This window comes from Peptostreptococcus canis, from assembly GCF_014229965.1.
GTDB classification, from domain to species: domain Bacteria; phylum Bacillota; class Clostridia; order Peptostreptococcales; family Peptostreptococcaceae; genus Peptostreptococcus; species Peptostreptococcus canis.
In genome coordinates, this window is the sequence record NZ_JABGBW010000015.1 from 1 (window position 1) to 24,646 (window position 24,646).

Genomic DNA, 24,646 nt, shown 5'->3' on the forward strand with positions numbered 1-24,646 from the left:
TGTCTGAGGCATTGGACCGTCTGTTGCTGCAACAACTAGTATAGCTCCGTCCATCTGAGCTGCTCCTGTTATCATGTTCTTTACATAGTCGGCATGTCCCGGGCAGTCAACGTGAGCGTAGTGTCTTTTTGGTGTTTCATATTCAACGTGAGCTGTTGATATTGTGATACCTCTTTCTCTTTCTTCCGGTGCCTTATCGATATTTGCGAAGTCTACCGCTTCTCCTAGCTTATACTTTTCATATAATGTCTTTGTTATAGCCGCTGTTAATGTTGTCTTACCGTGGTCAACGTGTCCTATTGTACCGATATTAACATGTGGCTTACTTCTTTCAAATTTAGCTTTTGCCATTTAAAATTTCCCCCTTTAAAATTTATATTATTTGGTTGTATTTTACTATTAATCTTCTTTATTTTCAAGTAATTTTTCTAATTTTCTTTTTACCCTTTGCATCGCATTGTCAATAGATTTTAAATCTTTATTCAATATTTTTGATATATTTGAATAATTTTGATTGCTTAAATATAGCATTAAAACCTCTCTTTCGAAAGGACTTAAAACCTCTTTTATCTTCTTTTCCGTGTTTTCATAGCTTTCTTTGTTAATTATCAATTTTTCCGGATTGTTTTCTTTTACACTTATAAACATATCATAAAGAGTTCTTTCCGATTCTTCATCAAATACCGGTTTATTCAATGAAACATATGAATTTAAAGGTTTATGTTTTTGTCTTGTCGAAGTTTTTACAGCTGTTATCATTTGTCTGGTCACGCACATATCCGCAAAATTTTTAAATGAACAAGTTTTTGTATCATCAAAGTCTCTAATCGCTTTATATAACCCTATCATACCTTCTTGAATGATATCTTCTTTATCAGCACCTATCAAAAAATATGCCTTTGACTTAGCCATTACCATTATCCTATATTTATTTATAATATAATCCAAGTCTTTCATACTTCCGTTTTGAGCTCTCTTGACAATTTCGAATTCATCGTCATTTAAATTAGCAGGCTCTTTAATTTCATTTTTTTCTACCATAAAAATAGATATCAACCCCTTAAAACTATTTTTTTCTTCTAATTTTTTCAAGCTTATCAAATATATCGCTATCTATTCTATTTTCAAGTCTATTCATAGTATTATATTCTTTAATGTATCCCTTGTTATTTTTTCTAATATCATCCTTAAATTTTTTTAAATCATAAATTAATTCCCTTGACGATATCCTTGAACATCCCTTTCCAAGAGCAATTTGCTGTTCAGCATAATCACTGGTTGCAACTGCTACCTCATCATACTTTGATAAACCTGAAATAAACTTCTCAATATAGCTATCTGCAGTTTGATTTTCTCTGGTAAAAACAACAGTAATACCATGATGATCTTCTATTTTTTCATCACATCCTTTAACATTATATGCATCAAAAACAATATATGCTTTATATCCTTTTATCTTTGAGTATTCCTGTATATATGATACGAGAGTTTCTCTTGCAACTTGTAAATCTTCTTCTGATTTTTTCTTTAAACTATTCCATGCATTTATTACGTTATATCCATCTACTATCAAAATTTTCTTGGGATTATATTTATTTTTCAGCATTTCTTTGCCTATAGACTTCGTAAAGTAATATTCCGCCTGCCACAGAAGCATTTAACGAGGTGACTCTCCCAGACATAGGTATAGACACTGTAAAATCGCAGTTCTGCTTAACTAACCTTGATATACCAGCACCTTCACTACCTATCACCAACCCTAAAGCTCCCAATAAATTCTGCTTATAGAAAGTATCCCCATCCATATCTACAGCAGCTATCCATAATCCATTTTCCTTTAAAATTTTGATAGTATTTACTATATTTGTAACCTTACATACAGGTATATATTCTACTGCACCAGCAGATGCTTTTGCCACGATTGGAGTTATGTGAACACTTCTTCTTTTAGGAATTATAACAGCATGTGCTCCTACGGCATCTGCCGTTCTAATTATTGACCCTAAATTATGCGGATCTGTAATTCCATCAAGAATTATAAAAAAAGGCTCTTCATTTCTTTTTTTCGAAATTTCAAGTATCTCCTCAAGCTCATAATATTTATATTCACTGGTTATAGCTATTACACCTTGATGAGCATGACTTTCCGACATATCATCTAGTTTACGTCTATCAACATTCTGTATCACTATATTATTTTCTTTTGCCAAAGCGATAATTTTCTTGATAGAACCTTCTTTTGAAGCTTTATTTATTAGAATTTTATCTATTTCTCGATCATTTTTTAAAGCTTCTATTACTGGATTTCTTCCTTCAATTAAAGCCAAAAAGCCCACCACCTTACCTATCTTCAATTATTTTTATGCTTTTTTGCACTATTTCTTCAAGTCTATTTATATTACCTTTCAAATATAAATATCCAATAAGAGCTTCAAAACCAGTCGAATGCCTATACTCAATTATGCTTGCATTTTTTGCACCAGTACTCTTCTTATGATTTCTTCCTCTTTTAAAAATAGTCCTTTCTTCTTCTGTTAAGAAGGATTCTATTCCCTTAATTGCCTTAGATTGAGCTGAAGCACTTACATACTTAATTGCTTTTTTATGCAAATCGTTAATTTTCATAAAAATATTTCCTTTTATAAGATACTCTCTTATATAGGATTCATACACAGTATCTCCTAAATAAGCAAGTGTAAGAGGTGATAACCTAATCAACTCCTCTTCACTTATCTTATTATCCATTACATTTTCTTCCATTTTACACCTTGTCTTGTATCTTCAATGGCTATTCCCATTGATGTCAACTCATCTCTAATCTTGTCAGCAAGAACAAAATCTTTGTTTTTTTTGGCTTCCGCTCTTTTCGCTATCATATCATCAACTTTTTCAGCAAGTTCAGTATCTATATCAGTAGACTTTTGAGCTATGTTTAATACTCCTGTTAATTCATAAAACATATCTAAATTCTTTTTCACAAATTCTTTTGAAGATGTATCTTGAATATTAGTATTCATAAATTTTGCTAATTCAAATATTACACTTATTGCATCAGCAGTATTTAGGTCATCATCCATCGCGTCAATAAATTTATCTCTATATCTATCAATATCAGCAAATAATCTTTTTTCTGTATCTGTAGCACTTTCAATATTTTGATTTTCAACTATAAATTCTGCACGTTCTCTGGCATTTGTTAATCTTTCTAACCCTGCTTTTGCTTGTTCAAGAACCGTATCACTAAAATTAACAGGATTTCTATATTGTGTAGATAATAGGAAAAATCTCACTAATCCTAAGTCATATTTTTTTGATATATCCCTTACAGTGAAAAAATTTCCTAAAGATTTACTCATTTTTTCACCATCAACATTTATATAACCATTATGCATCCAATATTTGACATATTGACAATCATTGGCACATTCACTTTGAGCAATTTCATTTTCATGGTGAGGAAACTGTAAATCCTGACCACCTGCATGAATATCAATAGAGTCTCCTAGATATCTCCTTGACATCACCGAACATTCTATATGCCAACCCGGTCTTCCTTCTCCCCAAGGACTCTGCCACCCTGGTTCTCCTTCCTTTTTTGCCTTCCAAAGTACGAAGTCAAGCGGATCCTCTTTTTTATCATCTATATCTATTCTCGCTCCTAATTCGAGTTCTTCTATATTCTGATGAGATAATTTTCCATAGTCTTCAAATTTTCTCGTTCTGAAAAGAACATCTCCATTAGACTCGTATGCATATCCTTTATCTATCAATTTTTGAATAAATTCTTTAATCTGATTTATATTATCTGTTACTTGAGGATGTACCGTTGCCCTTTTTATTCCAAGTCCATCACAGTCAATAAAATATTCCTCTATATACTTCTTTGCGACTTCCTCAGGAGATATGCCTTCTTCGTGACTTCTCTTTATTATTTTATCATCTACATCGGTAAAGTTTTGAATATAAGTAACCTCATATCCTCTATACTCGAAATATCTTCTTAATGTATCAAATACCGTAAATGGTCTTGCATTTCCAAGGTGAATATAGTTATATACAGTAGGTCCACATACATACATCTTTACCTTTCCCGGTTCTAAGGGTATGAATTCCTCTTTTTGTCTTGTCATAGTATTATATACTTTCATCAAAAAACCTCCTGTCAATTATGGTTAATTATTTTTTTGAACTAAGTATAAGCAGTTCTGTAGTAGCCATACTGTTCATCCCGTTTCCTACTTGAATGTAATTTTTAACTTTTTTATTCTTTAATACATCTCTTTGTTCATCTGATAGCTTACCATGGGATATCACTATTGGAGAATAAACTTTAGAAGCATAAGCTCCTACTGCCAACCCATCTATTAACATATCTTCATCATTTAATCCGTCTTTGGCAATAAATACATTATCAATACTTTCTTTATCATAAAATTTTTCCAAAATTTTGGCATTTGTGTTATTTCTGTCTTTGCCACTTATTCTTGTTGGATTAACTAGATCTTTTTCTACAAGATTTGGTACTGATTTATCACCACCTATTATAAAAGTTTTCTTCACCTTTTCGGAATTAGAAATTTCAGATGGAGATTTTAACTTGCCTTTTCTGTCCACTAATAAAATTGGTATGCTCTTTTCTCCAGCTACAGAAGAAAAACTTATAGCATCAGCAAGACCTGTATAGCCGTTAACTACTGATATTGAATCAACTTTATCATTTAATTTTAATACTTCTTTAGCAATCATATTGCTAGTACCAAATCTATCTTTACCATAAATTCTTTCAACATTTATTTTTTTGTTCTTTAACTCTTTTTCAACTTTTGAAGAAATTGATGTTTCGCCGCCAATTATAGTTACGTTTTTTACTCCTAATCGATTAATCTCTTTTACTACATTTGCATTCAATCTATCATTTTCAGTCAAAAGTATAGGCGCATCCTTTAATTTAGCCAAAGGCGTCGATGTAAGGGCATCAGCTATAGCTTTACCGTTAACTAAAACCAAATTTTCAGAAGAGGACCATCCTGATGAAGAAATTTTAGCTGCCGTATCATATCTATTACCGCCGGCCATAACTATTCCGCCATCTACCGGCTTAGTAATACCTTTTATAACCAAATTAGCGGGTTTATATTTTTCCATTCTATTTAAGTCATGAAATACTCCGTTTGACAATATAAAAGACTCTCCTACACTAGCTTTAGCTTTAAACATGTTAAAATTTGCCACATTTTTTTCCAAACCCAATGTTGATTTTTTATTATTGATGGAATTATCTATTTTTACTGCCAAAGCACCATTTCCAGTTGGCAATGGAAAATTATCAATATCAGAAGTAATATATCCTGAAAAAGGAACCGTACCTGATTTTATAAAGTATTTCTGATGGAATTTCAAATTACCTTTTACTTCAGGAACAAAGTACAACTCATAATGAGCTCCTATACTATCAGTTGCAAACATTATTCCCTGAAGAGACTCATGTTTTCCAAATTTAAATTTATTTGCTCCTGTCAATAATTTCCCTGAAATAGTTGATGACATGGAATATTCATGTTGATACATCCTTTGTTTTAAATCTTTTCGAACTCTACCTATAGCATAATTGTCAGTATACGATAATATAGTTTTATCTTCATAAGATATCCACATATAGCCATTTTCTTTATTATATTTACCCCAACTGTTCTTTATAAGCCAAGCCCCATTATTATGTGGTTTTGCCTTGCCTGTAAAATTACCGGCAGGATAATCATCATCCCATCCGACAATAGTTATCGCATGCGTTTGACCAAGTTGCTCATCACAATAAAAAGCTGTTAAATCCTTATTCATATATTGAGGACTATCATAATATCCTGATGTAATAGCCCCATACTTTAAAATTGCACTCTTAACAGATGTTTTATCTGAAGCCACATTAACAACATCCAAAACTCTATAATCAGACATTTTAGCAGAATCATAATTATGAGGTCTTTTAGCCCCTTCACTTGTCGTTTGATTTCCATTATAAGATATATCTTCTCCCATTTTAGGTCCACTCCAAGATGTAAAATAACCTATCGATGTTTCATTAGTAGATCCTTCTGTATCGCCTATATCCCAATTATTTTGTCCACCTTTTGCCCACCATCTCATATGCTCTTCTGAAAAATTATATGTACCATAACCATTCTTTTTCAAAAAAGTTTCCAAGGCGGCATTCCCGGCAAAAGTCCAACAGATACCAAGCTTTTGCTGATCCTTTACTTGAGTTGTCAAACCATAGTCTCTTGGATCATATTTTCTAGAAGAAGGAGTTACTCCTTCTATACCTTTTATTACACCATCCGTTCTTAAAACAGTTCCGTCAAAATCAAATGGAGAAGTATTTATATTTTCTATATTGCTAACAGCTTTTTCAGAAGATTGTAATTGACCATCTGATATATCATTATCGACTTTATTCTCCTCTGATGATTCGGAACTACTCAAATCTTCATAACTATATACTGGATTTTGATGTCTATCTTCATCAGCTCTGACATTCACAGATGAAACACCAGTAGAAATTATTACTGCTGCAAGTGTAACACAAATGCTACTCATAATTTTATTTTTTTTATTTCTTTTATATATCATAATTTTCTCCTAATTTCACGTACAAAAAAGCAAACTTACACAACTATATAATACCATTAAACACTTAATTTTTCAACTTATTGAATGTATACAAACTTATCTATCGGCTTTCTGGCCTCTTCAAGTTTCACATTAAAAATCATAGGCAGTTGCTCATAGTTATAGGTATATTTTTCATTATCTCTTATTTCGCCTTCTACCCAATACCATTCTCCACTTTTTAAATTATTATATCCTTTTTCATTATATATAAATCCGCATGGTTGAATATCTGCCATGCAACATATCATACCCATTCTTCCAAGAACTACAAATTCTTCTTTTTGAGAATTATCTTTAAATACAGTAGCAAGTATTTTAAATCTGGTACCTTTATAATTTGACCAGCTCAATGTAGATTCATAATACCATTTTAAATACTGATTGTCATCTATTTCTATATAGTCTTTACCGGGTTTTTTTACATATTTTTCTCTTTCTTTGTATTCATTAACTTCAGGTATATTGACATTCTCAAACTTATATTCTGATGAAGCACCTGATGCACCTAAATTATAAATGGAATCCTTAGAAATATAAAAAGTAATGATTAAAGGTATAATAACCAAAAAATATTTTGATAAAACATTCATATGCTTTGGTCTAAATAATTGAAATAATGATACAAAAGCCATTAATATCAATACTATTGAGGTAATCCAAAGCATTAAATTAAACTTTGGATGAACAAGTAAGTTTATATTTCCATTAATAAGGGTTGTAATCATAATTGCAGAAATAAATAACTCTATTAATATTTGTACTAATATCTCAAAATTTATCTTATTATACAATTTTGAAACCTCCTCCCAATAATGCAAAAATCATAAAAGAAATATAAACGAGAATCGCTATTAAACGTACTATAAATTTCTTTTTAAATGTTCCCATCATTACAGATAGATTCGTAATATCCAAGATTGGTCCCATCACCATAAATGCCAAAATTGAATTAACCGGCATTATTTTATAAAAACTTCTAGCTATAAATGCATTTGAAGTTGAACACACAGATATAAAAAACGCAGCAATTATCATACCTATTACCGCAAGAGCATTTATATTATTCATTTGAATAAAAATGCTCTTTGGCACAAATACTTGTAAACAAGCTGATATAAAAGCACCTATCACCACATAATATCCCATTTTAAATAATTCTTTTTTAGTATGTGATACAATAGCCTCTATATATCTGAGTTTATTATCAAAATAAAATTTTTCATTCGATGATTCCGTAATGCTATATTTATCTATATGCTCTTTAATAACTTCAAATTTTCCTCTTTTTTCAACTATCATCAATATTACCCCTGTTAAAAATGCAATTAGTATTCCGAATAAAATTCTATATAGTACTAACTTAGGATTATTTGGAAAAGCATAGTAGGTAGACAATACTACGATTGGATTAACAGCGGGTGCAGCTAATAAAAAAGTCATAGCAACCGGAATAGAATAGCCTTTTTTTACTATTGAAGTAGCAATTGGAACCATTGCACAGTCGCATACCGGAAAAAAAATTCCCGCAAATAAAGCCATAAATATAGACTTAATATCTGTTCTTATAAATATTTGATTAAATCTATACTTCGGCATAAAAAGTTGAATTAAACTGGATATAATTGCACCAATTAATAAAAATGGCAATATTTGTACCAGCAAACTTAAAAAGATGCCGATTACTTTTTGGAAATTAGTATCATAGAACTCGCCAAACAAAAATTTTGTCCCTAAAATCAAAACATTAAAAAATATAAATAGAACGCCGAACTTTATTAACTCCATATCAGATCTTGTAATAGAAGAAGTCAATATATCATTTTCATCATCCAAAAATAATTCTTGTGATAAAAATACCTTACACCCTTTATTAATACTTTTTAACATTTTATATTTTATATCCATTTCATGTTTGTCAAAATCTTCATCCTTTGTAATCACTATTACATCGCTATTAGATATCTTATCCAGCATTATACTCTCCATATTCGCCACATAATTATCCATAGTTTTATAATCGATTGTAGAAATTATATTTCTAAGATTGAAGTTGTTCGTATAATCTATTCCAACCGCCTTTGAAATATCCCACACTCCATTATATTCTATTAGTACATAATCCGGATTATATTTTTCTATATATTTATTTATATTTTCTTGATTAAATTCATCCTCATTCAAAATATCAACTTTATTAAAATTTATATCATTATCCAAACTATCATAATCCTCAAATCCATATTCACAATTAATCAATAATATATTTTCATAAATTTCTTTTGCTTCATTTTGAATAAGATTCTTAATGAAAGTAGTCTTTCCACTTTCAAAAAAGCCTACTACAATATCCAAGCTCATTTACATCTTTCTCCTTTAATAACATTTGATTTAAATGTCTACATATTGTTCATTATAATTTGCAAAACTTATTTTTTCGTTAATTCATTCTTCCACCATATAATTTATATATAATTAAGTAAAAAATGATATTATATAAATTAATATATTGATTTGCAAAATCAATATCCCTACATTAAAAAAGGAGTATCATTATGAAAATAACAAAAATAAATATTATTTCAGGATTTTTAGGGTGTGGAAAAACAACTTTTATAAAAAAAATAATTCAGGAATCAAGTGATTTTTCTAAAACAGTAATCATAGAAAATGAATTTGGCGAAGTCAGTATAGATGGAGAATTGCTTGAAATTGATGGAGTTAGTGTTAAAGAAATAAATGCGGGTTGTATATGTTGCTCTGTAGCTGGTGACTTTTCCAAAAGTATTCTGGAAATCAAAAAAATATTCAATCCTGACGAAATAATTATAGAACCATCCGGAGTTGGTAAATTGTCTGAGATAACAAAAATATGCGAAGAATATCACGATAAATTCGAAATTAATAAAATCATAACTATACTGGACCTTACAAAATACTTTATGTATCTCACAAATTTCGGTGAGTTTTATAAAGATCAAATCAAAAATTCAAATATCATTGTATTCAGTAGATTTACAAAAGGTATAGAAAAAGAAAAACACTTGGAAAAAGTAGTTTTAAGCATAAAAGAAATAAATAATAATTTAAATATAATACAAAAAGAATGGGATGATATAAACTCAATTGATATTTTGAAAAAAAGATTTGATATAAATATATTTTCACAGAATCATTCACACTGCGGATGTTCAGACAATACTCATAATCACCACGAATATGATAAAAACCTTGAAAACTCTAATAACCATCCACATGATCATAACTGTAATCACAATCATAATTGCGAATGCCATTCTGATGAACATCAGCACTTAGATTCGAAATTTAGCAGTATTACCTTGAATGTAGATAGAAATTTTTCGGAGACCGATTTACACACAGTTTTAAATTCTTTTAACAAGGACACTTCTACTGGTAATATAATAAGAGCAAAAGGAAGTGTTCCTAGTGGAAATTTAAAATTACAGTTTGATTTTGTTCCGGAAGAAATAAATATATATGAAAGAAGCAATGATAATAAAAACTATGTTGTTATTATTGGAGAAGATTTAAATAAAAAACTTATAGAAAAACTATTTTTAAACGGCTAATAATAGTATAAAAAATTTATGAAAAAAAACAACTATTTAAATAAAAAAGAAGGTAACATATTTATGATTTTAATACCTGATAAAATCCTTTGGCATTTAGACTCTTATTAATTATTTAAAATGATAAAAGACACTGTATTTACAGTGTCTTTTATTTTATATAAAAATAATTATTTACAATAACATCCAAACAATTATAATCTAATCCGTTTTTTATTTTTTCTATTATTTTTTTATCAACATAGATACAATCAATGTGATTACACTGGCAATTACTATGGTTCCTCCCGGTTTAAGTCCCAAATAAAATGATAGTGTAAGTCCTATTATAGTAAATATAACTGCAAATACAATTGAAAGTATCACAGTCATCCTATAGCTGGAAGAAAATCTCATGGCACAAGCAACCGGTATTACCATTATTGAAGATACTATCAATGCACCTACTGTTCTGGACGCAATAGAAACCGTCAATGCCGTAAGTATTGTAAACACAAAATTTACATACTTCACAGGAACTCCAGCCAATCTTGCACCGGATTCATCAAATGAAATATACATAAGCTCTTTATATAAAAGTAGAAAAGTCAACATAACTAATAATGAAAGTCCAATGACCAAATATAATTCAAAATCTGTTATAGCCACAATACTCCCAAACAAAAAACTGGTAAATCCAGATGAGTTATCTGCAAAACCGGATAAAATCCCGGCTAATCCAACTCCGGCGGACATTATGATTGCTATTGATATTTCAGAGTATTTTGGATACTTTTTTCTTATTAAATCTATTGCAAATCCTGAAAACACAGTTACTATTACTGCTCCTAGAATTGGATTTATACCTAATATAAGCCCCATAGCAACTCCCGCAAGAGATGTATGTGACAATGCATCTCCTATCATAGAAAGCCTTTTTAATACTATAGTAACTCCTATACATGGTATTATTGAAGCAAGAAGTATGCCAACTAAAAATGCCCTTCTCATAAATTCATATTCGAACATTATTCACTTACCTCCTCGCTGTAAAAATTTTCTATTTCAATAAGTTTATTAGACTTCTTTTTTATCTTTTCAATATCATGGGAAATCATTACTATTGCAATGTTACTCTCATTATGTAATTTTTCCAATAATTCATAAAGAGCTTTTTCAGACTTATGATCTATACCCGTAGTAGGCTCATCTAAAATCAATATTTCAGGATTGCTAACTATGGCTTTAGCTATAATTACTCTTTGTTGTTGTCCTCCTGATAGTTCTGAAAACTTTCTATCTGCAAATTTTTTCATCCCAACGACATCAAGTGCATCTAATACTTTCTCTTTATGCTTTTTTTTAGGAAACCTAAGAAATCCAATCTCTTTGTACATATTTAGCATTACTATCTCACTAACAGTGGCTGGAAAATCAATCCCCCTTGAAAGTCCAACTTGCGGTACATATCCTACTTTATTTAAATTTTTATTATTGATGGGATTTTCACCATATATTTTAATATATCCCTCATCTGGTTTTAATTGACCCAGCATAAGTTTTATTAATGTACTCTTGCCAGTACCATTAGCACCTATTATTCCGACAAAATCACCTTTACTTATATCAAATGATATATTTTTAAAAATGAACTCTTTATCATATTTAAAAGATACATCATTTACTTCTACTATTTTATCCATAATTTTTCCTCTTAAAGAATTTCATATTATTACTAACAAAAGAGGCCTTATTAAATAATAACGCCTCTTTACTCTTATCTAACTAAATTCTATTATACAATAGGTTCGCAATATTTTAAATATAATTTTGATATGAAAATTAAAGAAAATATGTTTAAATAAAAAACACTAAGTTTATAATATCTACTTTTATTTCAAAGCTTTTAATAATACTTCTAAATTCTTTTCCATAATACTAAAATAATCTTCACCAGCATTTATCTGTTCATTGGTTAAGCCTTCTATCGGATTTAGCACTTCTGTTCTGGCTCCAACCTCTTTCGCTATTGCTTCTGAAACCTTTGGACTAACCAATTCCTCAAAAAATATGTATTTAACATTATTATCCTTTGCAAATTTAGTTATTTCAGCCATCCTACCTGCATCCGGTTCTGAGTCTGGAGATAAACCTTCTATTCCAACCTGATGAATTCCATAATCCTTAAATAAATAAGCAAAAGCTTCATGAGAAACAATTACATCTTTTTTTGAAGTATTCGCCAAAGAATCTTTATACTTTTTATCTATTTGATCTAACTTTTTAGAATTTTCTTCAAAATTCTTTTCATAATAATCCTTATTTTTCGGATCTGCTTTTATAAATGCTTCCTTTATATTTTTCATTTGGATTTTTGCGTTTTGTGGATTTAACCATACATGAGGGTCATACTCTCCATGATGATGTTCATCATGATCATATTTATCATCGTGATCATGTTTATCATCGTGATCATGTTTGTCATCGTGATCATGTTTATCATCGTGATCATGTTTATCATCGTGATCATGTTTATCATCGTGATCATATTTGTCATCGTGATCATATTTATCATCATGATCATGAGTTGATTTTAATAGTTTTACACCTTTTGATGCTTCAACCTGTATTAATTTATCATTTTCTACAGTTTCTCCTACCTTATCAATCCACTCTTCCATACCTGCACCACTATACACAAATACATCTGATTTTCCTATCTTTACCAGATCTTGTGGGGTAGGTTCCCAATCATGTGGTTCTGTTCCAGCTGGAACAAGATTCTCAACTTCAACTTTCTCTCCACCTATTTTTTTAGCGAAATCATACATGGGATAAAAACTAGTATATACCTTTAATTTTCCATCTTTATCTTGTGTAGTTGCATTATTTGTTTTATTTGAACCACAGCCAGCTAAAGCTAAAGAAGTGGCAATCAAAATTCCAGACAATTTTAAACCTAATTTTTTCATTAAATTTACCTCCTTATTTTTTGCAAAAGAAACGCATTTGCATATTCTAAATAAAAGTATATTATTTGACTCTCCCTTTGTCAATAAAAATATGATATAATCAAATAGAAATTATTTGAAAGGGGTGTTACAAATGACATTAAATAAATGCGATTGTTCTTTAGATAATCATAGAAAAGAAAATAATAATATTCTTAAATCCGCAAATCTTAAGGCCACAAAAAAAAGAATGATATTATTAAATTGTTTAAGACATTCAGATGCACCTCTTAATGCAGAGGAAATATATAATATTCTTAAGCAGGATATAAATATAAATCTATCCACAGTTTATCGTGCGTTAAGTGCATTGACTGATGCTGATATACTTGTAAAACAAATATTATCTGATGGAAACAATGTATATCAAATAAATAATAAAAATCACAGACATATAATTACTTGTAAAATTTGCAATAAAATCTCATATGTAAATATATGCCCAATTAACGATGTGATTGATTCTGTATCAAAAGACACCGGATACGAAATAACGGGCCATAACCTAGAATTTATTGGAATTTGTCCAAATTGCATAGAAAAAATAGAAGAAAATTAAATAATATCGACTTTTTTGTTAGATTGATTTGTTTATGGGTATATTAAAACTATAAACATTGAAAATAAATTTTTTAACTATAGGAGGATAACTATTATGAAGAAGTATGTATGTGATGTATGTGGTTATGTGTATGACCCAGAATTAGGCGATCCAGATTCAGGAATTGCTCCTGGTACTCCATTTGAAGATATTCCAGATGATTGGGAATGTCCAGACTGTGGTGTGACAAAAGAAGATTTCTCTGTTTTAGATTAATCTTGTCAAAAAAATAAAAAAAGTAGCTAGGGATTTCTATCTCTAGCTTTTTTTATTCTAAGCTTACGAATTCCACAACTACATCTTTATTGTACAAATAATAAATATGATTTATAATTAAGTGTATAATAATACATACAAAATAAACATATAACATATATAAATAGCTGAAAGGAATAAACCATGATTAAATACTGTTCTATAGGTAGTGGAAGCAGTGGAAATTGCCATTATGTAGGATACAAAAACACAAATATACTAATTGATGCCGGACTTAGTGGAAAAAGAATAACAACCGGACTTAATGATATTAATATAGATGTTGATAAATTAAAAGGAATATTTATAACGCACGAACATACGGATCACATAAAAGGAGTAGGAATTCTTTCAAGAAAATACAATTTACCAATTTTCGTAAACTATAAAACCTGGTTGGCAATGAAAGAAAAAATAGGTCGAGTAGATGAAAAAAATATTATCATTTTCGAAAATGATAAGCTATACAATATAGGAGATTTACTTATCAAACCCTTTTCAATAACCCATGATGCAGCAGATCCAGTAGGATTTACATTGCTGAATGAAAAAGAAGATAAAATATCTATAGCAACGGATATCGGACATGTTTCCAATAATATTAAAGAAAATATCCTTGGTTCAAAACTTGTAATCTTAGAATCAAATTATGACAAAGAAATGCTTTTGATGGGCTCATATACATATACCCTTAAAAAGAGGGTAATGTCTAATACCGGACATTTATCAAATGAAGATGCTGCAAAATTTGCAGTGGAGCTTATTAAAAACGGGACAGAAGATATACTTCTAGCACATTTAAGTAGAGAGAATAACTTTCCTGCATTGGCTTATGAAACATCAAACCATATTTTATCCGAAAATGGAATGAAAATAGGTTCTGATGTAAAATTGGATATTCTAAGAAGAGACTGTTCTTCCGATGTTTATGAGGTTAAAAAATAATGGTTAAAATCACACTTATTTCTGTAGGGAAAATAAAAGAAAAATATATAAAATTAGGAATTGAAGAATTTTCAAAAAGACTTACTAAGTATTGCAAGCTTGAAATTATAGAGGTAGTAGATGAAAAAGCTCCTGAAAATCTCAGTGAAAAAGAAATATCAATAGTAAAAGATAAAGAAGGAGAAAAAATATTTTCCAACATAAAACAAAATTCTTTTATAATATCCCTAGCAATAGATGGTAAAAAATATTCTTCGATGAATTTTGCTAAAGAATTGGATAAAATAACAATATCCGGTAATAGTCATATATACTTTATAATTGGTGGTTCATTAGGTCTTTCTGATAAAATACTAAATACCTCAAATTTAAAGATTTCTTTTTCAGATATGACATTTCCACACCAATTAATGAGATTGTTTTTGCTAGAACAAATTTATAGGGCTTTCAAAATTAACAATGGTGAGCCTTATCATAAATAAATAATAATTTAATAATTAAAAATATAGAGTTAACTCAAAATAATATGAAAGGAGAATCTCAGATGTTTTTTATTAATTCGACAGGAGATATATTTAATGATGTATTAATTCCTAGCATATTCTTTGATCTATACTTGCCATCGGCTTCAGGGGAACAATTAAAAGTTTATTTTTTAGGATATAAAAGTGCCAGTATGAAAAATAATAAAGATTTACCTATGAATAACAAAATAATAGCCAATATAGTTGGAATTTCTACTGATAAAGTTCTGGAATGTTGGAAATACTGGGAAGATAAAGGAATTATTAATATTCATTATAGTAATAACGAATATTCAATAGAGTTTATAGATATAAAATCTAAATTTGTTAAAGATAATATAGATGTTCTAAAAGAAATAACTGAAAATGAAGATTCTACAAATGAAACTTCTGAACCTGAGGAGGAAGAGTTTAGAAATATGTATGATAGTATTGAATTGATAGTTGGAAGATTACTGACACCCAACGAAAAAATATCAATTTTTGAGGCAATACAAAAATATGATATTGACAAATCACTAGTAATTTTAGCCTTTGAAAAAGCTTTAAAAAATAGTGGTAAAATCAAATCTGTCAATTATGTAATTGGAATTATGAAATCTTGGTTTGACAACTCCATAAAAAATATTGATGACCTTGAAAACTATGAATCTGAAAATTATCAACTAAGAAATCAATATAGCCTTATATTTAAAAGTTTGGGATTTAAAAGATTACCCACTATTGCAGAAGAAGAATTGATGAATAAATGGATTAATTCATATAACATGAATATGGATATAATTCTTAAAGCCTGTTCAAAATCTGCTAATATTTCTAATCCAAATTTAAAATATTTCGATTCTATAATTACCAACTGGTATGACAAAGGATTTAGGACAGTAGAAGATATAGAAAATGATGAAATAAAATACAAGGAAAATCTAAAATCTAAACAACAAAAACCTTCAAACAGAAAATCGAAAAATACCAAAAGTAAGTTTCATAACTTTGAACAAGTTATTTCTAATAATTATTCAAATGAGGATTTAGAAAAACTAATTTCAAATCCAAAAAAAAATAAGTAAGGGTGATTTTTATGAATAATAGTAATATGAAATCTATATTAACGGAATATCAGAAAAGAAGAGATAAAAATATAGATTTACTAGAAAACAGAAAAAAAGAAGTCGAAAATCTGATACCGGAAATAAAAGATATCAATATGCATATAAACTCCATTGGCTTAAGTATATCTAAAGAAATCTTAAAAGGTTCAGATAAAAAAACTATTGATTTACTAAAAGCAGAACAAAAAAATCTTATAGAACATAAGCGACAAATTCTCAAATCACAAAATATACCTTCCGATTACCTCGAAATAAAATATGATTGTGATCAATGTAAAGACACAGGTTTCCTAAAAGATGGTTCTAAATGTAATTGTCTGAAACAAATTATAATAAATAATGCATACAAAATGTCTAATATAGAAAAAATACTTGAAAAAGAAAATTTCAATACATTTGATTTAAATCAATTTTCCGAAGAAGTAGATGAAGAAATGGGAATCAGCCCTAGAGATAATATGATAAATATAGTAAAAGCTTCAAAAGAATTTATATATAACTTCGATAAAAAAGTAGAACCCAAAAAAGCAAATATGCTTTTCTTTGGTTCTACAGGTCTTGGAAAATCATTTTTATGTAGCTGTATTGCAAAAGAATTAATGGATTTGGGTTACACAGTTATATACCAGACATCCTTTAATCTAATGGAAATAATAGAAAAATACAAATTCCACAGAAAAGAATGTACTGATATAGACGAGGAAAATTTCAAAAATCTATTTGAATGTGATTTACTGATAATTGATGATCTCGGAACTGAACTTACAAATAATTTTACAATATCTGAATTGTTTAATATAATTAACGATAGACTTCTTGGAGATAAGAGAATTATCATTTCCACAAATCTTGATTTACTACAGATAGGTAATGAATATACAGATAGAACAATTTCAAGAATTGTTGGAAATTTCTCTATGTATAAATTTATGGGTAAGGATATAAGACTTAAACAAATATTCTGATTATTTTTTATCCATATTATCCACAATTTCTGTTGATAACTTTGTGGATTATACACATCAAAAATTCTTTAAAATTCAATATTTTAGTAAATGTATGAGGAGTTATCCACAATTTTCTGTTGAAAAGAACATATTTTCTGTGAATAACTCCTATTTTTTTACTTTTTGGATATATCTTTTTATACATATAACCATAATTTATATTCATAAATAATACTATATACTTTTGATTATGTTAATAAATAAACTGTTTTTTTTCTATAATTTGCATCTAACTATATATAGATTTTGTTAGATTAACTAACATGTTCTAAATACTTTTTTGTTTATCAGTAAATTTTTGGAATTCTCCCATCCAAACAAGTTCTATTTCACCAGTTTCACCATGTCTATTTTTAGCAATTATAATTTCGGCTATATTTTTTTTCTTCGTTTCAAATTCATTATAGTATTCATCTCTATAAATAAACATCACTATATCAGCATCTTGCTCTATAGCTCCTGAATCCCTTAAATCCGATAGCTTTGGTTTATGATCTTTTCCACTTTCTGTGTTTCTTGAAAGCTGAGAAAGAGCTATAACAGGACAGTTCATTTCTTTTGCTAAAATTTTCAATGATCTTGATATCTTTGATACTTCTTGTTGTCTACTTTCAGCCCTTCCATCACCTTCCATCAACTGTAGATAATCTATCATTATCATATCAAGCCCTTTTTCAAGTTTTAACTTTCTGCATTTAGATCTAATTTCAGATGCTTTTATTCCCGGAGTGTCGTCTATATATATATTTGAACTTGACAATACAGACAGGGCATCCATAATTTTATTCCATTCTTCATCTGCTATTTTTCCATTTGATATATTTTTCATACTAACCATAGATTGACTTGATATAAGCCTTTGCACAAGTTGTTCTTTTGACATTTCAAGACTGAATACGGCAACACTTGCATTTGATTTTATAGCAGCGTTTAAAACAAGATTTAAAGAAAAAGCTGTTTTTCCCATACCTGGTCTGGCTGCAACAAGTATTAAATCACTGTTATGAAATCCACTTAGTTTTTTATTTAAGCCCTCAAATCCTGTATTAAGTCCAGTCAAATCAGAGCCACTGGCATATACTTTTTCTATATTATCAAGAACGTTTCCCAATACTTTACTTATTTCCTTAAAATCCTCACTAGTTCTTTCCTGTGATATATCAAATATTTTTTTCTCTGCTATATTTAATATATCATCTATATCACTTTCCTCATCATACCCTATATTTATAATATCATTTGACGCTTTTATCAATTTTCTGAGTGTTGATTTTTCTTTTACTACTTCAGCATAATACTTTACATTTGATGTAGTAGGTACCATTGTCATCATACTCGTAAGATAATTCATTCCTCCAACGGTATCTAAAGATTCTCTATTTCTGAGTTTACTCGAAACTGTTACTATATCAATTGGTGATTTCTCATCATTTAACTCCAGCATACAATCGAATATAACTCTATGAGCTTCTGAATAAAAATCATCTATATCCAACACTTCTATGACTGGTATAATAGAATCACTATCTGTCAATATTGCACCTATAACACTTTGCTCCGACTCAAGGCTATTTGGCGGAACTTTAGATATATTACTCATAAAAAACTCCTTTTCTAATTATTAAAAATAATAGAAACTTTTTAATAAATTTAGCGAGGTATAGACCTCGCTAAAAATTAATTCTTTTCTTTGACATCTACTCTTATTTTAGTAGTTACTTTTTGGTGTATCTTTATTTCTACAAATCTGGAACCAAGAGTTCTAATAGGCTCATCAAGAAGTATTTTTCTTTTATCTACATCTATGTTTTTTTGACTCTTTAACTGTTCGGCTATTTCCTTTGATGTTATTGAGCCAAATAATCTACCGCCTTCTCCTGCTTTGGCAAATATTTCTATATTTACATTTTCCATTTGTTTTCCCAATAATACAGCTTCCTCAAATTCAATCTGTTCTTTTCTTTCTTTAGATTTTGCCTTTTCATCTAACTCTTTTAAATTAGTACTATTAGCTTCTACAGCTACTTTTTTCTTTAGTAAAAAATTTCTGGCATAACCATCACTTACTTCTTTTATTTCACCTTTTTTTCCGGTTCCTTTTACATCTTTCAATAAAATAACTTTCATTTTAATCCTCCTTTAGATAATCTGTAATAATATCTTTTATCATATTATATGCCTGTGATAGACTCATATCTTTAATTTGTGCACCAGCTATGTCTATATGACCCCCACCACCTATTTTTTCCATTAATACATGAACATTTATATCTCCTAAAGACCTTGCACTTACAAATACGATATCATCTTTCATACCAAGAACAAAGGATGCCTCTATTTTTTTTATATTTAGAAGTTCATCTGCTGCTTTTGCAATTACAATATTAATATTATCAATTTCCTCTTTAGAATATGAAATGCATATTCTTTCATCAATAATTTCAGTTCTCTGGATGATTTCTGCTTTCACTAAGAAATCTTCTGCATATGAATTGAAAAACTTTTTAACAGAAAGTGTATCTGCACCTAAATTTCTAAGATACGATGCTGCTTCAAATGTCCTTACACCGGTTTTAAATTCAAAGTTCTTCGTATCAAGATAAATTCCTCCAAGTAATCCCTCAGCAGTCAACTTATGTATCTTAATATCATAATCAGTATATTGAATCAACTCTGTAACCATCTCACAAGTGGAAGAGACATATATCTCGTGAAAAAGAAGAACAGTATCATTAATATAATCGACCCCTCTTCTATGATGATCTATTACAACAACCCTGTTAGATATATCAAGTAATACCTCACACTCAGTATAACTAGGTCTGTGAGTATCAACAACTATTACTAAAGTATCTTTATCACATATATCTGTAGCTTTTTCGTGATTTATAAAAATACCATTATAATAGTTTTCTTCTTTAATTCTTTCGATAAATATCTCTACTGCTTCATTTACATTATTTAGAACAATATTGGCTTTTTTACCATATGCCTTACATATATCAAAAACTCCAACAGCAGCTCCCATAGCATCCATATCCGGATAGTGATGACCCATTATTAATATTTTATTACTTTGGTTAATTAATTCTTTTAATGCCAATCCTATTAATCTGGATTTAACCTTGGTCTTTCTTTCAAATCCCTTTGATTTTCCACCATAAAAATTAAATCCGTCCTTATTCCTCATTGCGACCTGATCTCCACCTCTTCCAAGCACCATATCTATGGCACCTGAAGCGAATTCTCCGGTTTCTTCAATAGTATCACCATCTACACCAACACCTATACTCAATGTTACTGGTAAAGAATTTCCATAATCTATTTCCCTTGCTTTATCTAATATGGAAAATCTTGATTTTTCAAGTATATCTAGATCTTCCTTTTTAATAAGCAATATGTATTTATCATTTGCTAATTTTCTCATCAAACCATGTGTTTCAAATTCAAGATTTGAAAGTATTTTTTCTATATCCATAGTAACCATTGGTCTATTCTCTTCCGGTGTACTTTTTAATATATCTTCATAGCCATCAATTTCTATAAACAGAATAGCTTCTCTACTGTTCTCATATATTTCCTTTATAGAATTATATTCTGTTTTATCTATCCAGAAAATCAAAATTCTATAATCAGCACTTCCATCATTTTCCTCTTCAATTTTGACAAAGGAATATTTTATTATATAATCTCTATCTCTAAATTTTACCTCTTCTTCTATTACCTTATTTTCATCTAATACTTTTCTGAGTGTAATATCATCTACATAGTCATCTATGTTACTTCCTATAGATGTTCCACCTTCTTCTTGACCTGTCATCTGATCAAAAGATTTATTAGACCAAAAAATTTCACCATCTAATTCCAATATACAAATTGGAAGAGGATTATTTATAGCAGACTTTTTTATCATTTTATTTACATTGAAATCAACAGTCTTTAACTTATCAATCCATATTTCTTTATCAATTTTCTTTTTACAAACAAAGCTTAAAATTAATATAAAAGATGATATAAGCCCAATAACACCCAAGGTATTACTTTTTACAAAGGCAAAGCAGCTAGTTATAATTAAAGCTAGAAAATATATATAGTCTAGATAATTTAAAAAACTAAATTTGTCTTTTTTATCGTTCATTTTTTCCACCATTAACTCCCAATTTCCGAATACCATTTTTTTCTAAAGTTTATTACATTATCAAGCATACCTAAAATTGATATTCCAGGTAATATTCCCATGAAAATAATTAAAAAAACTATCAAAAGCCAATTAATTCTATTTTTGATTGACTTCCAAGATTTCACAACAAAAGTTATTAATGAAAGCCCCTCAATAAAAAATAGTATATTCATCACCAAAATATAATTGTTTATTACTGAATTCATACCTAATTCAGGATATGATTGTCCCAGTAAAAATAAGACTATTATAGATATAAACAACACTATAACAGGTCTTCCCGGCAATATAATATTATCAAATGTTATATACACTATTTTATTATTATATGCTTTTTTATATAATGGTATACAAATAAAATATGAAATAATTGCACTAATCATGGCTTTTAAAAATGCCATAATCATTACCAAAGAACTCGTATCTTCAAAAATGTCAAAGAAACCGGCTTTTTGCAATTTTTCAAATTCACCTGGTTTAAGCACACTTTTATACTGTGTTATTATAGCTTTTGTAAATTTACTAAACTCTTTTACAAAGTCAATTTTATAAAGAAATTTCATTATGAGATAATATGCTATTAGACCTAATATAAAAAGTACGATTGAAAATAAAAATACTTTTATTGATGCAAAATTCACCAATTCCTTATCCGTTTTTAATTTTATTTTAAATTTTCTTCCATATTTATCTCTAAATTCTTCATTATTAATAATTAAACCAGTTAATAGAGCTGGTAAAAGGTATGTCAATGAATTTAATGCTGTAAATTCTCCTCCATATATAATAAATGTCAATGCGGTTACTAAGACAAAAGAAGATATTGAAAAAACAATATTTGCACCTAATGCCAGTAAAACCATCGGTATTATCACCAAAAATGAAAACATAGACAATACTGAATTAATATTTAAAGATAGCGATAACAAAATTAATACAGCTAACATAGCAAAATTTATCAAAACATTCTTTTTTACATTGTTATTCAACAAATCACTATCACCTCCAACTATGTAGTTATCTTTTATATTATATCATTTGGTATATGTTATGTAAATATTCTACAAAATATAGCAAATTTTCGTTTTTTTAATTATCAACATATATGTTTCACTTTACATAAATTTTTTAGACACTTACTATTATTATTAAAATCAAATTATCCTATAAAAATATCCATAATCTGATTTTCGTTTTTGACAATACTATGATCCTCATTTTCTTTATTGCAATAGCAACAAAAAAATGGTATATATGTTAATTTGCCCCTGATGATTGTATGTTCAACACCTCTAATAATATCGGTTTAAAGAAATTTTTATCAAACTCTATGTTTGTATCGTATATTTCAGTTATTTTTTCTATAATATTTTTAGATGGAATGTCAATTCTCCCTTGTTATTTGGTTTTGGCCGACTTTATTATACAACCAAAAAAATTTAATAAAAAAACAGCAGCATCATAAATTCATGTGATGCTACTGCATAAATTGCGATTTTAATTGGCATAACTAATATGCCTTCATTATTACAGATTATTCAACTGTATATGGTAAAAGCGCTATATTTCTAGCTAACTTAATAGCTTTTGTAAGCTCTCTCTGATGTTTTGCACAAGTACCAGTAATTCTTCTAGGAAGAATTTTTCCTCTTTCAGTTACATATTTTTCTAATTTCTGAAAGTTTTTATAATCTATAACAGTATTCTTGTCAGCACAGAACTGACAAACTCTTTTTTTCTTACGTCTCTTCTTGTTTATCATGACTTTCACCTCTTCTCTTAATTAAAATGGAACGTCATCGTCATCTACAGCAGAAAATTCAGAAGGACTTACGACACCGCTTGGCTCAAAAGATGGAGCATCATAGGCATCATTATTAGTAGTACCAGACACACTGCCCGGTGCTGCAGATCCTCTGCTTTCTAAAGCCTGTATGTTACGACCTGCTACCTTTGTAAAGGTTCTTTTTTCTCCATTAGGTGTTTCATACCTATCAACTCTAATAGATCCCTGAACACCTACTAATCTTCCTTTAGTAATATAGTTTGCACAAAATTCAGCTGGCTTACCCATTATTTCTACTGGAATAAAATCAGTAGTTGTTGAGCCATCTTTATTTTTGTAATCTCTATCTATAGCCAACGTAAATGTAGCTACTGGCGTACCGGAACCTGGAATATATCTTAATTCCGGATCTTTAGTTAATCTTCCAACTAATACAACATTATTAATCATATTAATACCACCTATTATTTTTCTTCTTGCGCAACTATGACATGTCTCATTACATCTTCACTTATCTTAAGTCTTCTGTCTAATTCTTTTGGAAAATCAACAGTAGCTTTGAAGTTGATTAGAGTATAATAACCATCTCTAAACTTCTGGATAGGATAAGCTAATTTTCTACTCCCCCAAACATCCACTTCACCAACTTCACCGTTAGCAGAAGTTATTATCTCCTTGATTGAGTTTAGTATTGCCTCTCTTGCTTCATCATCAAGCGTAGGCTTTACAATGTAAAGTAATTCATAAGCTCTCATTTATTTCACCTCCCTTTGGACTATACGGCTCCGAGACCTATCGGAGCAGAGACGAGAATGCTTAGTTCTCATACCAAAATAGTATATAACATTGAAGAGCTTAAGTCAATAGATTTACAAGTTTTTATTTTTATTAATATGAATCATATATGATATTGTCCTAAGTAATCGCAAATGAAATTGTCTTAAATATGATTATGATATAAACTATCTCATGGGAGGTAGTTTATGAGAA

General features: G+C 29.1%; 26 protein-coding genes. 7 read left to right on the plus strand and 19 right to left on the minus strand.

What is annotated here, in order from left to right; all coding sequences use genetic code 11:
- The 9 genes from HLB29_RS09090 to HLB29_RS09130 all read right to left on the minus strand — a co-directional run.
- Positions 1-351 (minus strand): GTP-binding protein (locus tag HLB29_RS09090; protein WP_185624619.1); only part of this gene is annotated, 351 nt, incomplete at its 3' end.
- Between the two features lie 48 nt (positions 352-399).
- The gene (sigH, locus tag HLB29_RS09095; RefSeq protein WP_185624849.1) at positions 400-1,041 is read right to left on the minus strand and encodes an RNA polymerase sporulation sigma factor SigH; all 642 of its coding nucleotides are present in this window, start codon (positions 1,039-1,041) and stop codon (positions 400-402) included.
- Positions 1,042-1,066: 25 nt separating this feature from the next.
- Positions 1,067-1,606 carry an NYN domain-containing protein gene (locus tag HLB29_RS09100; RefSeq protein ID WP_185624871.1) on the minus strand — a complete coding sequence of 180 codons (540 nt, stop codon included), beginning with the start codon at positions 1,604-1,606 and terminating at the stop codon, positions 1,067-1,069.
- The gene (gene rlmB / locus HLB29_RS09105) at positions 1,593-2,327 is read right to left on the minus strand and encodes a 23S rRNA (guanosine(2251)-2'-O)-methyltransferase RlmB (protein WP_185624850.1); all 735 of its coding nucleotides are present in this window, start codon (positions 2,325-2,327) and stop codon (positions 1,593-1,595) included. Before rlmB ends, HLB29_RS09100 begins: the two co-directional genes overlap by 14 nt.
- A gap of 13 nt (positions 2,328-2,340) precedes the next feature.
- Entirely contained in the window at positions 2,341-2,745 is a 405-nt protein-coding gene (locus HLB29_RS09110; protein ID WP_330604468.1) for a Mini-ribonuclease 3, read from the minus strand.
- Complete coding sequence (cysS, locus tag HLB29_RS09115; RefSeq protein WP_185624852.1) at positions 2,745-4,148, minus strand: cysteine--tRNA ligase; 1,404 nt, start codon at positions 4,146-4,148, stop codon at positions 2,745-2,747. Before cysS ends, HLB29_RS09110 begins: the two co-directional genes overlap by 1 nt.
- Before the next feature lie 28 nt (positions 4,149-4,176).
- Positions 4,177-6,627: a cell wall-binding repeat-containing protein gene (locus tag HLB29_RS09120; protein WP_185624853.1), complete on the minus strand. Its 2,451-nt coding sequence runs from the start codon at positions 6,625-6,627 to the stop codon at positions 4,177-4,179.
- 77 nt (positions 6,628-6,704) lie between these two features.
- Positions 6,705-7,460 (minus strand): TIGR03943 family putative permease subunit, encoded by a 756-nt coding sequence (locus HLB29_RS09125; RefSeq protein WP_185624854.1) that lies wholly within the window; start codon positions 7,458-7,460, stop codon positions 6,705-6,707.
- On the minus strand, positions 7,453-9,027 hold the full coding sequence (locus HLB29_RS09130; RefSeq protein ID WP_243155123.1) for a permease: 1,575 nt from the start codon (positions 9,025-9,027) through the stop codon (positions 7,453-7,455). The genes HLB29_RS09125 and HLB29_RS09130 overlap by 8 nt, the downstream gene beginning before the upstream one ends.
- A gap of 194 nt (positions 9,028-9,221) precedes the next feature.
- On the opposite strand from HLB29_RS09130, the gene HLB29_RS09135 reads away from it, so the two are divergent.
- A complete protein-coding gene (locus tag HLB29_RS09135) occupies positions 9,222-10,259 on the plus strand; it encodes a CobW family GTP-binding protein (protein ID WP_185624855.1) in 1,038 nt (345 codons plus the stop codon).
- Positions 10,260-10,484: 225 nt separating this feature from the next.
- On the opposite strand, the gene HLB29_RS09140 is transcribed toward HLB29_RS09135, so the two are convergent.
- The 3 genes from HLB29_RS09140 to HLB29_RS09150 all read right to left on the minus strand — a co-directional run bounded on the left by HLB29_RS09140 (position 10,485) and on the right by HLB29_RS09150 (position 13,210).
- Positions 10,485-11,267 (minus strand): metal ABC transporter permease, encoded by a 783-nt coding sequence (locus HLB29_RS09140; RefSeq protein WP_185624856.1) that lies wholly within the window; start codon positions 11,265-11,267, stop codon positions 10,485-10,487.
- Positions 11,267-11,941: a metal ABC transporter ATP-binding protein gene (locus HLB29_RS09145; RefSeq protein ID WP_185624857.1), complete on the minus strand. Its 675-nt coding sequence runs from the start codon at positions 11,939-11,941 to the stop codon at positions 11,267-11,269. The genes HLB29_RS09140 and HLB29_RS09145 overlap by 1 nt, the downstream gene beginning before the upstream one ends.
- 189 nt (positions 11,942-12,130) lie before the next feature.
- The gene (locus tag HLB29_RS09150; RefSeq protein ID WP_185624858.1) at positions 12,131-13,210 is read right to left on the minus strand and encodes a metal ABC transporter substrate-binding protein; all 1,080 of its coding nucleotides are present in this window, start codon (positions 13,208-13,210) and stop codon (positions 12,131-12,133) included.
- A 133-nt stretch (positions 13,211-13,343) separates the two neighbouring features.
- Here HLB29_RS09150 and HLB29_RS09155 point away from each other — a divergent pair, with 133 nt between their 5' ends.
- The 6 genes from HLB29_RS09155 (at position 13,344) to HLB29_RS09180 (ending at position 17,648) form a co-directional block, all read left to right on the plus strand.
- The gene (locus HLB29_RS09155) at positions 13,344-13,808 is read left to right on the plus strand and encodes a Fur family transcriptional regulator (RefSeq protein ID WP_185624859.1); all 465 of its coding nucleotides are present in this window, start codon (positions 13,344-13,346) and stop codon (positions 13,806-13,808) included.
- A gap of 96 nt (positions 13,809-13,904) precedes the next feature.
- Positions 13,905-14,066: a rubredoxin gene (gene rd, locus HLB29_RS09160; RefSeq protein WP_185624860.1), complete on the plus strand. Its 162-nt coding sequence runs from the start codon at positions 13,905-13,907 to the stop codon at positions 14,064-14,066.
- A 183-nt stretch (positions 14,067-14,249) separates the two neighbouring features.
- Positions 14,250-15,050, plus strand: a complete 801-nt coding sequence (locus HLB29_RS09165; protein ID WP_185624861.1) for an MBL fold metallo-hydrolase — start codon at positions 14,250-14,252, stop codon at positions 15,048-15,050.
- Positions 15,050-15,532, plus strand: a complete 483-nt coding sequence (gene rlmH / locus HLB29_RS09170) for a 23S rRNA (pseudouridine(1915)-N(3))-methyltransferase RlmH (protein WP_185624862.1) — start codon at positions 15,050-15,052, stop codon at positions 15,530-15,532. The genes HLB29_RS09165 and rlmH overlap by 1 nt, the downstream gene beginning before the upstream one ends.
- A 62-nt stretch (positions 15,533-15,594) precedes the next feature.
- On the plus strand, positions 15,595-16,641 hold the full coding sequence (locus tag HLB29_RS09175; RefSeq protein WP_185624863.1) for a DnaD domain-containing protein: 1,047 nt from the start codon (positions 15,595-15,597) through the stop codon (positions 16,639-16,641).
- Positions 16,642-16,652: 11 nt separating this feature from the next.
- Complete coding sequence (locus tag HLB29_RS09180) at positions 16,653-17,648, plus strand: ATP-binding protein (RefSeq protein WP_185624864.1); 996 nt, start codon at positions 16,653-16,655, stop codon at positions 17,646-17,648.
- Between the two features lie 310 nt (positions 17,649-17,958).
- Here the strand turns inward: HLB29_RS09180 and dnaB are convergent, their stop codons facing one another.
- The 7 genes from dnaB to rpsF all read right to left on the minus strand — a co-directional run bounded on the left by dnaB (position 17,959) and on the right by rpsF (position 24,411).
- Positions 17,959-19,290 carry a replicative DNA helicase gene (gene dnaB, locus HLB29_RS09185; RefSeq protein WP_185624865.1) on the minus strand — a complete coding sequence of 444 codons (1,332 nt, stop codon included), beginning with the start codon at positions 19,288-19,290 and terminating at the stop codon, positions 17,959-17,961.
- Positions 19,291-19,367: 77 nt separating this feature from the next.
- Positions 19,368-19,817 carry a 50S ribosomal protein L9 gene (gene rplI / locus HLB29_RS09190; RefSeq protein ID WP_185624866.1) on the minus strand — a complete coding sequence of 150 codons (450 nt, stop codon included), beginning with the start codon at positions 19,815-19,817 and terminating at the stop codon, positions 19,368-19,370.
- 1 nt (position 19,818) lies between these two features.
- The gene (locus HLB29_RS09195) at positions 19,819-21,828 is read right to left on the minus strand and encodes a DHH family phosphoesterase (protein ID WP_185624867.1); all 2,010 of its coding nucleotides are present in this window, start codon (positions 21,826-21,828) and stop codon (positions 19,819-19,821) included.
- Between the two features lie 11 nt (positions 21,829-21,839).
- The gene (locus HLB29_RS09200; RefSeq protein WP_185624868.1) at positions 21,840-22,862 is read right to left on the minus strand and encodes a DUF2232 domain-containing protein; all 1,023 of its coding nucleotides are present in this window, start codon (positions 22,860-22,862) and stop codon (positions 21,840-21,842) included.
- Between the two features lie 542 nt (positions 22,863-23,404).
- A complete protein-coding gene (gene rpsR, locus HLB29_RS09205; RefSeq protein ID WP_185624869.1) occupies positions 23,405-23,632 on the minus strand; it encodes a 30S ribosomal protein S18 in 228 nt (75 codons plus the stop codon).
- 21 nt (positions 23,633-23,653) lie between these two features.
- On the minus strand, positions 23,654-24,103 hold the full coding sequence (locus tag HLB29_RS09210) for a single-stranded DNA-binding protein (RefSeq protein WP_185624872.1): 450 nt from the start codon (positions 24,101-24,103) through the stop codon (positions 23,654-23,656).
- 17 nt (positions 24,104-24,120) lie between these two features.
- Entirely contained in the window at positions 24,121-24,411 is a 291-nt protein-coding gene (rpsF, locus tag HLB29_RS09215; RefSeq protein WP_185624870.1) for a 30S ribosomal protein S6, read from the minus strand.
- Positions 24,412-24,646 lie beyond the last annotated feature (235 nt).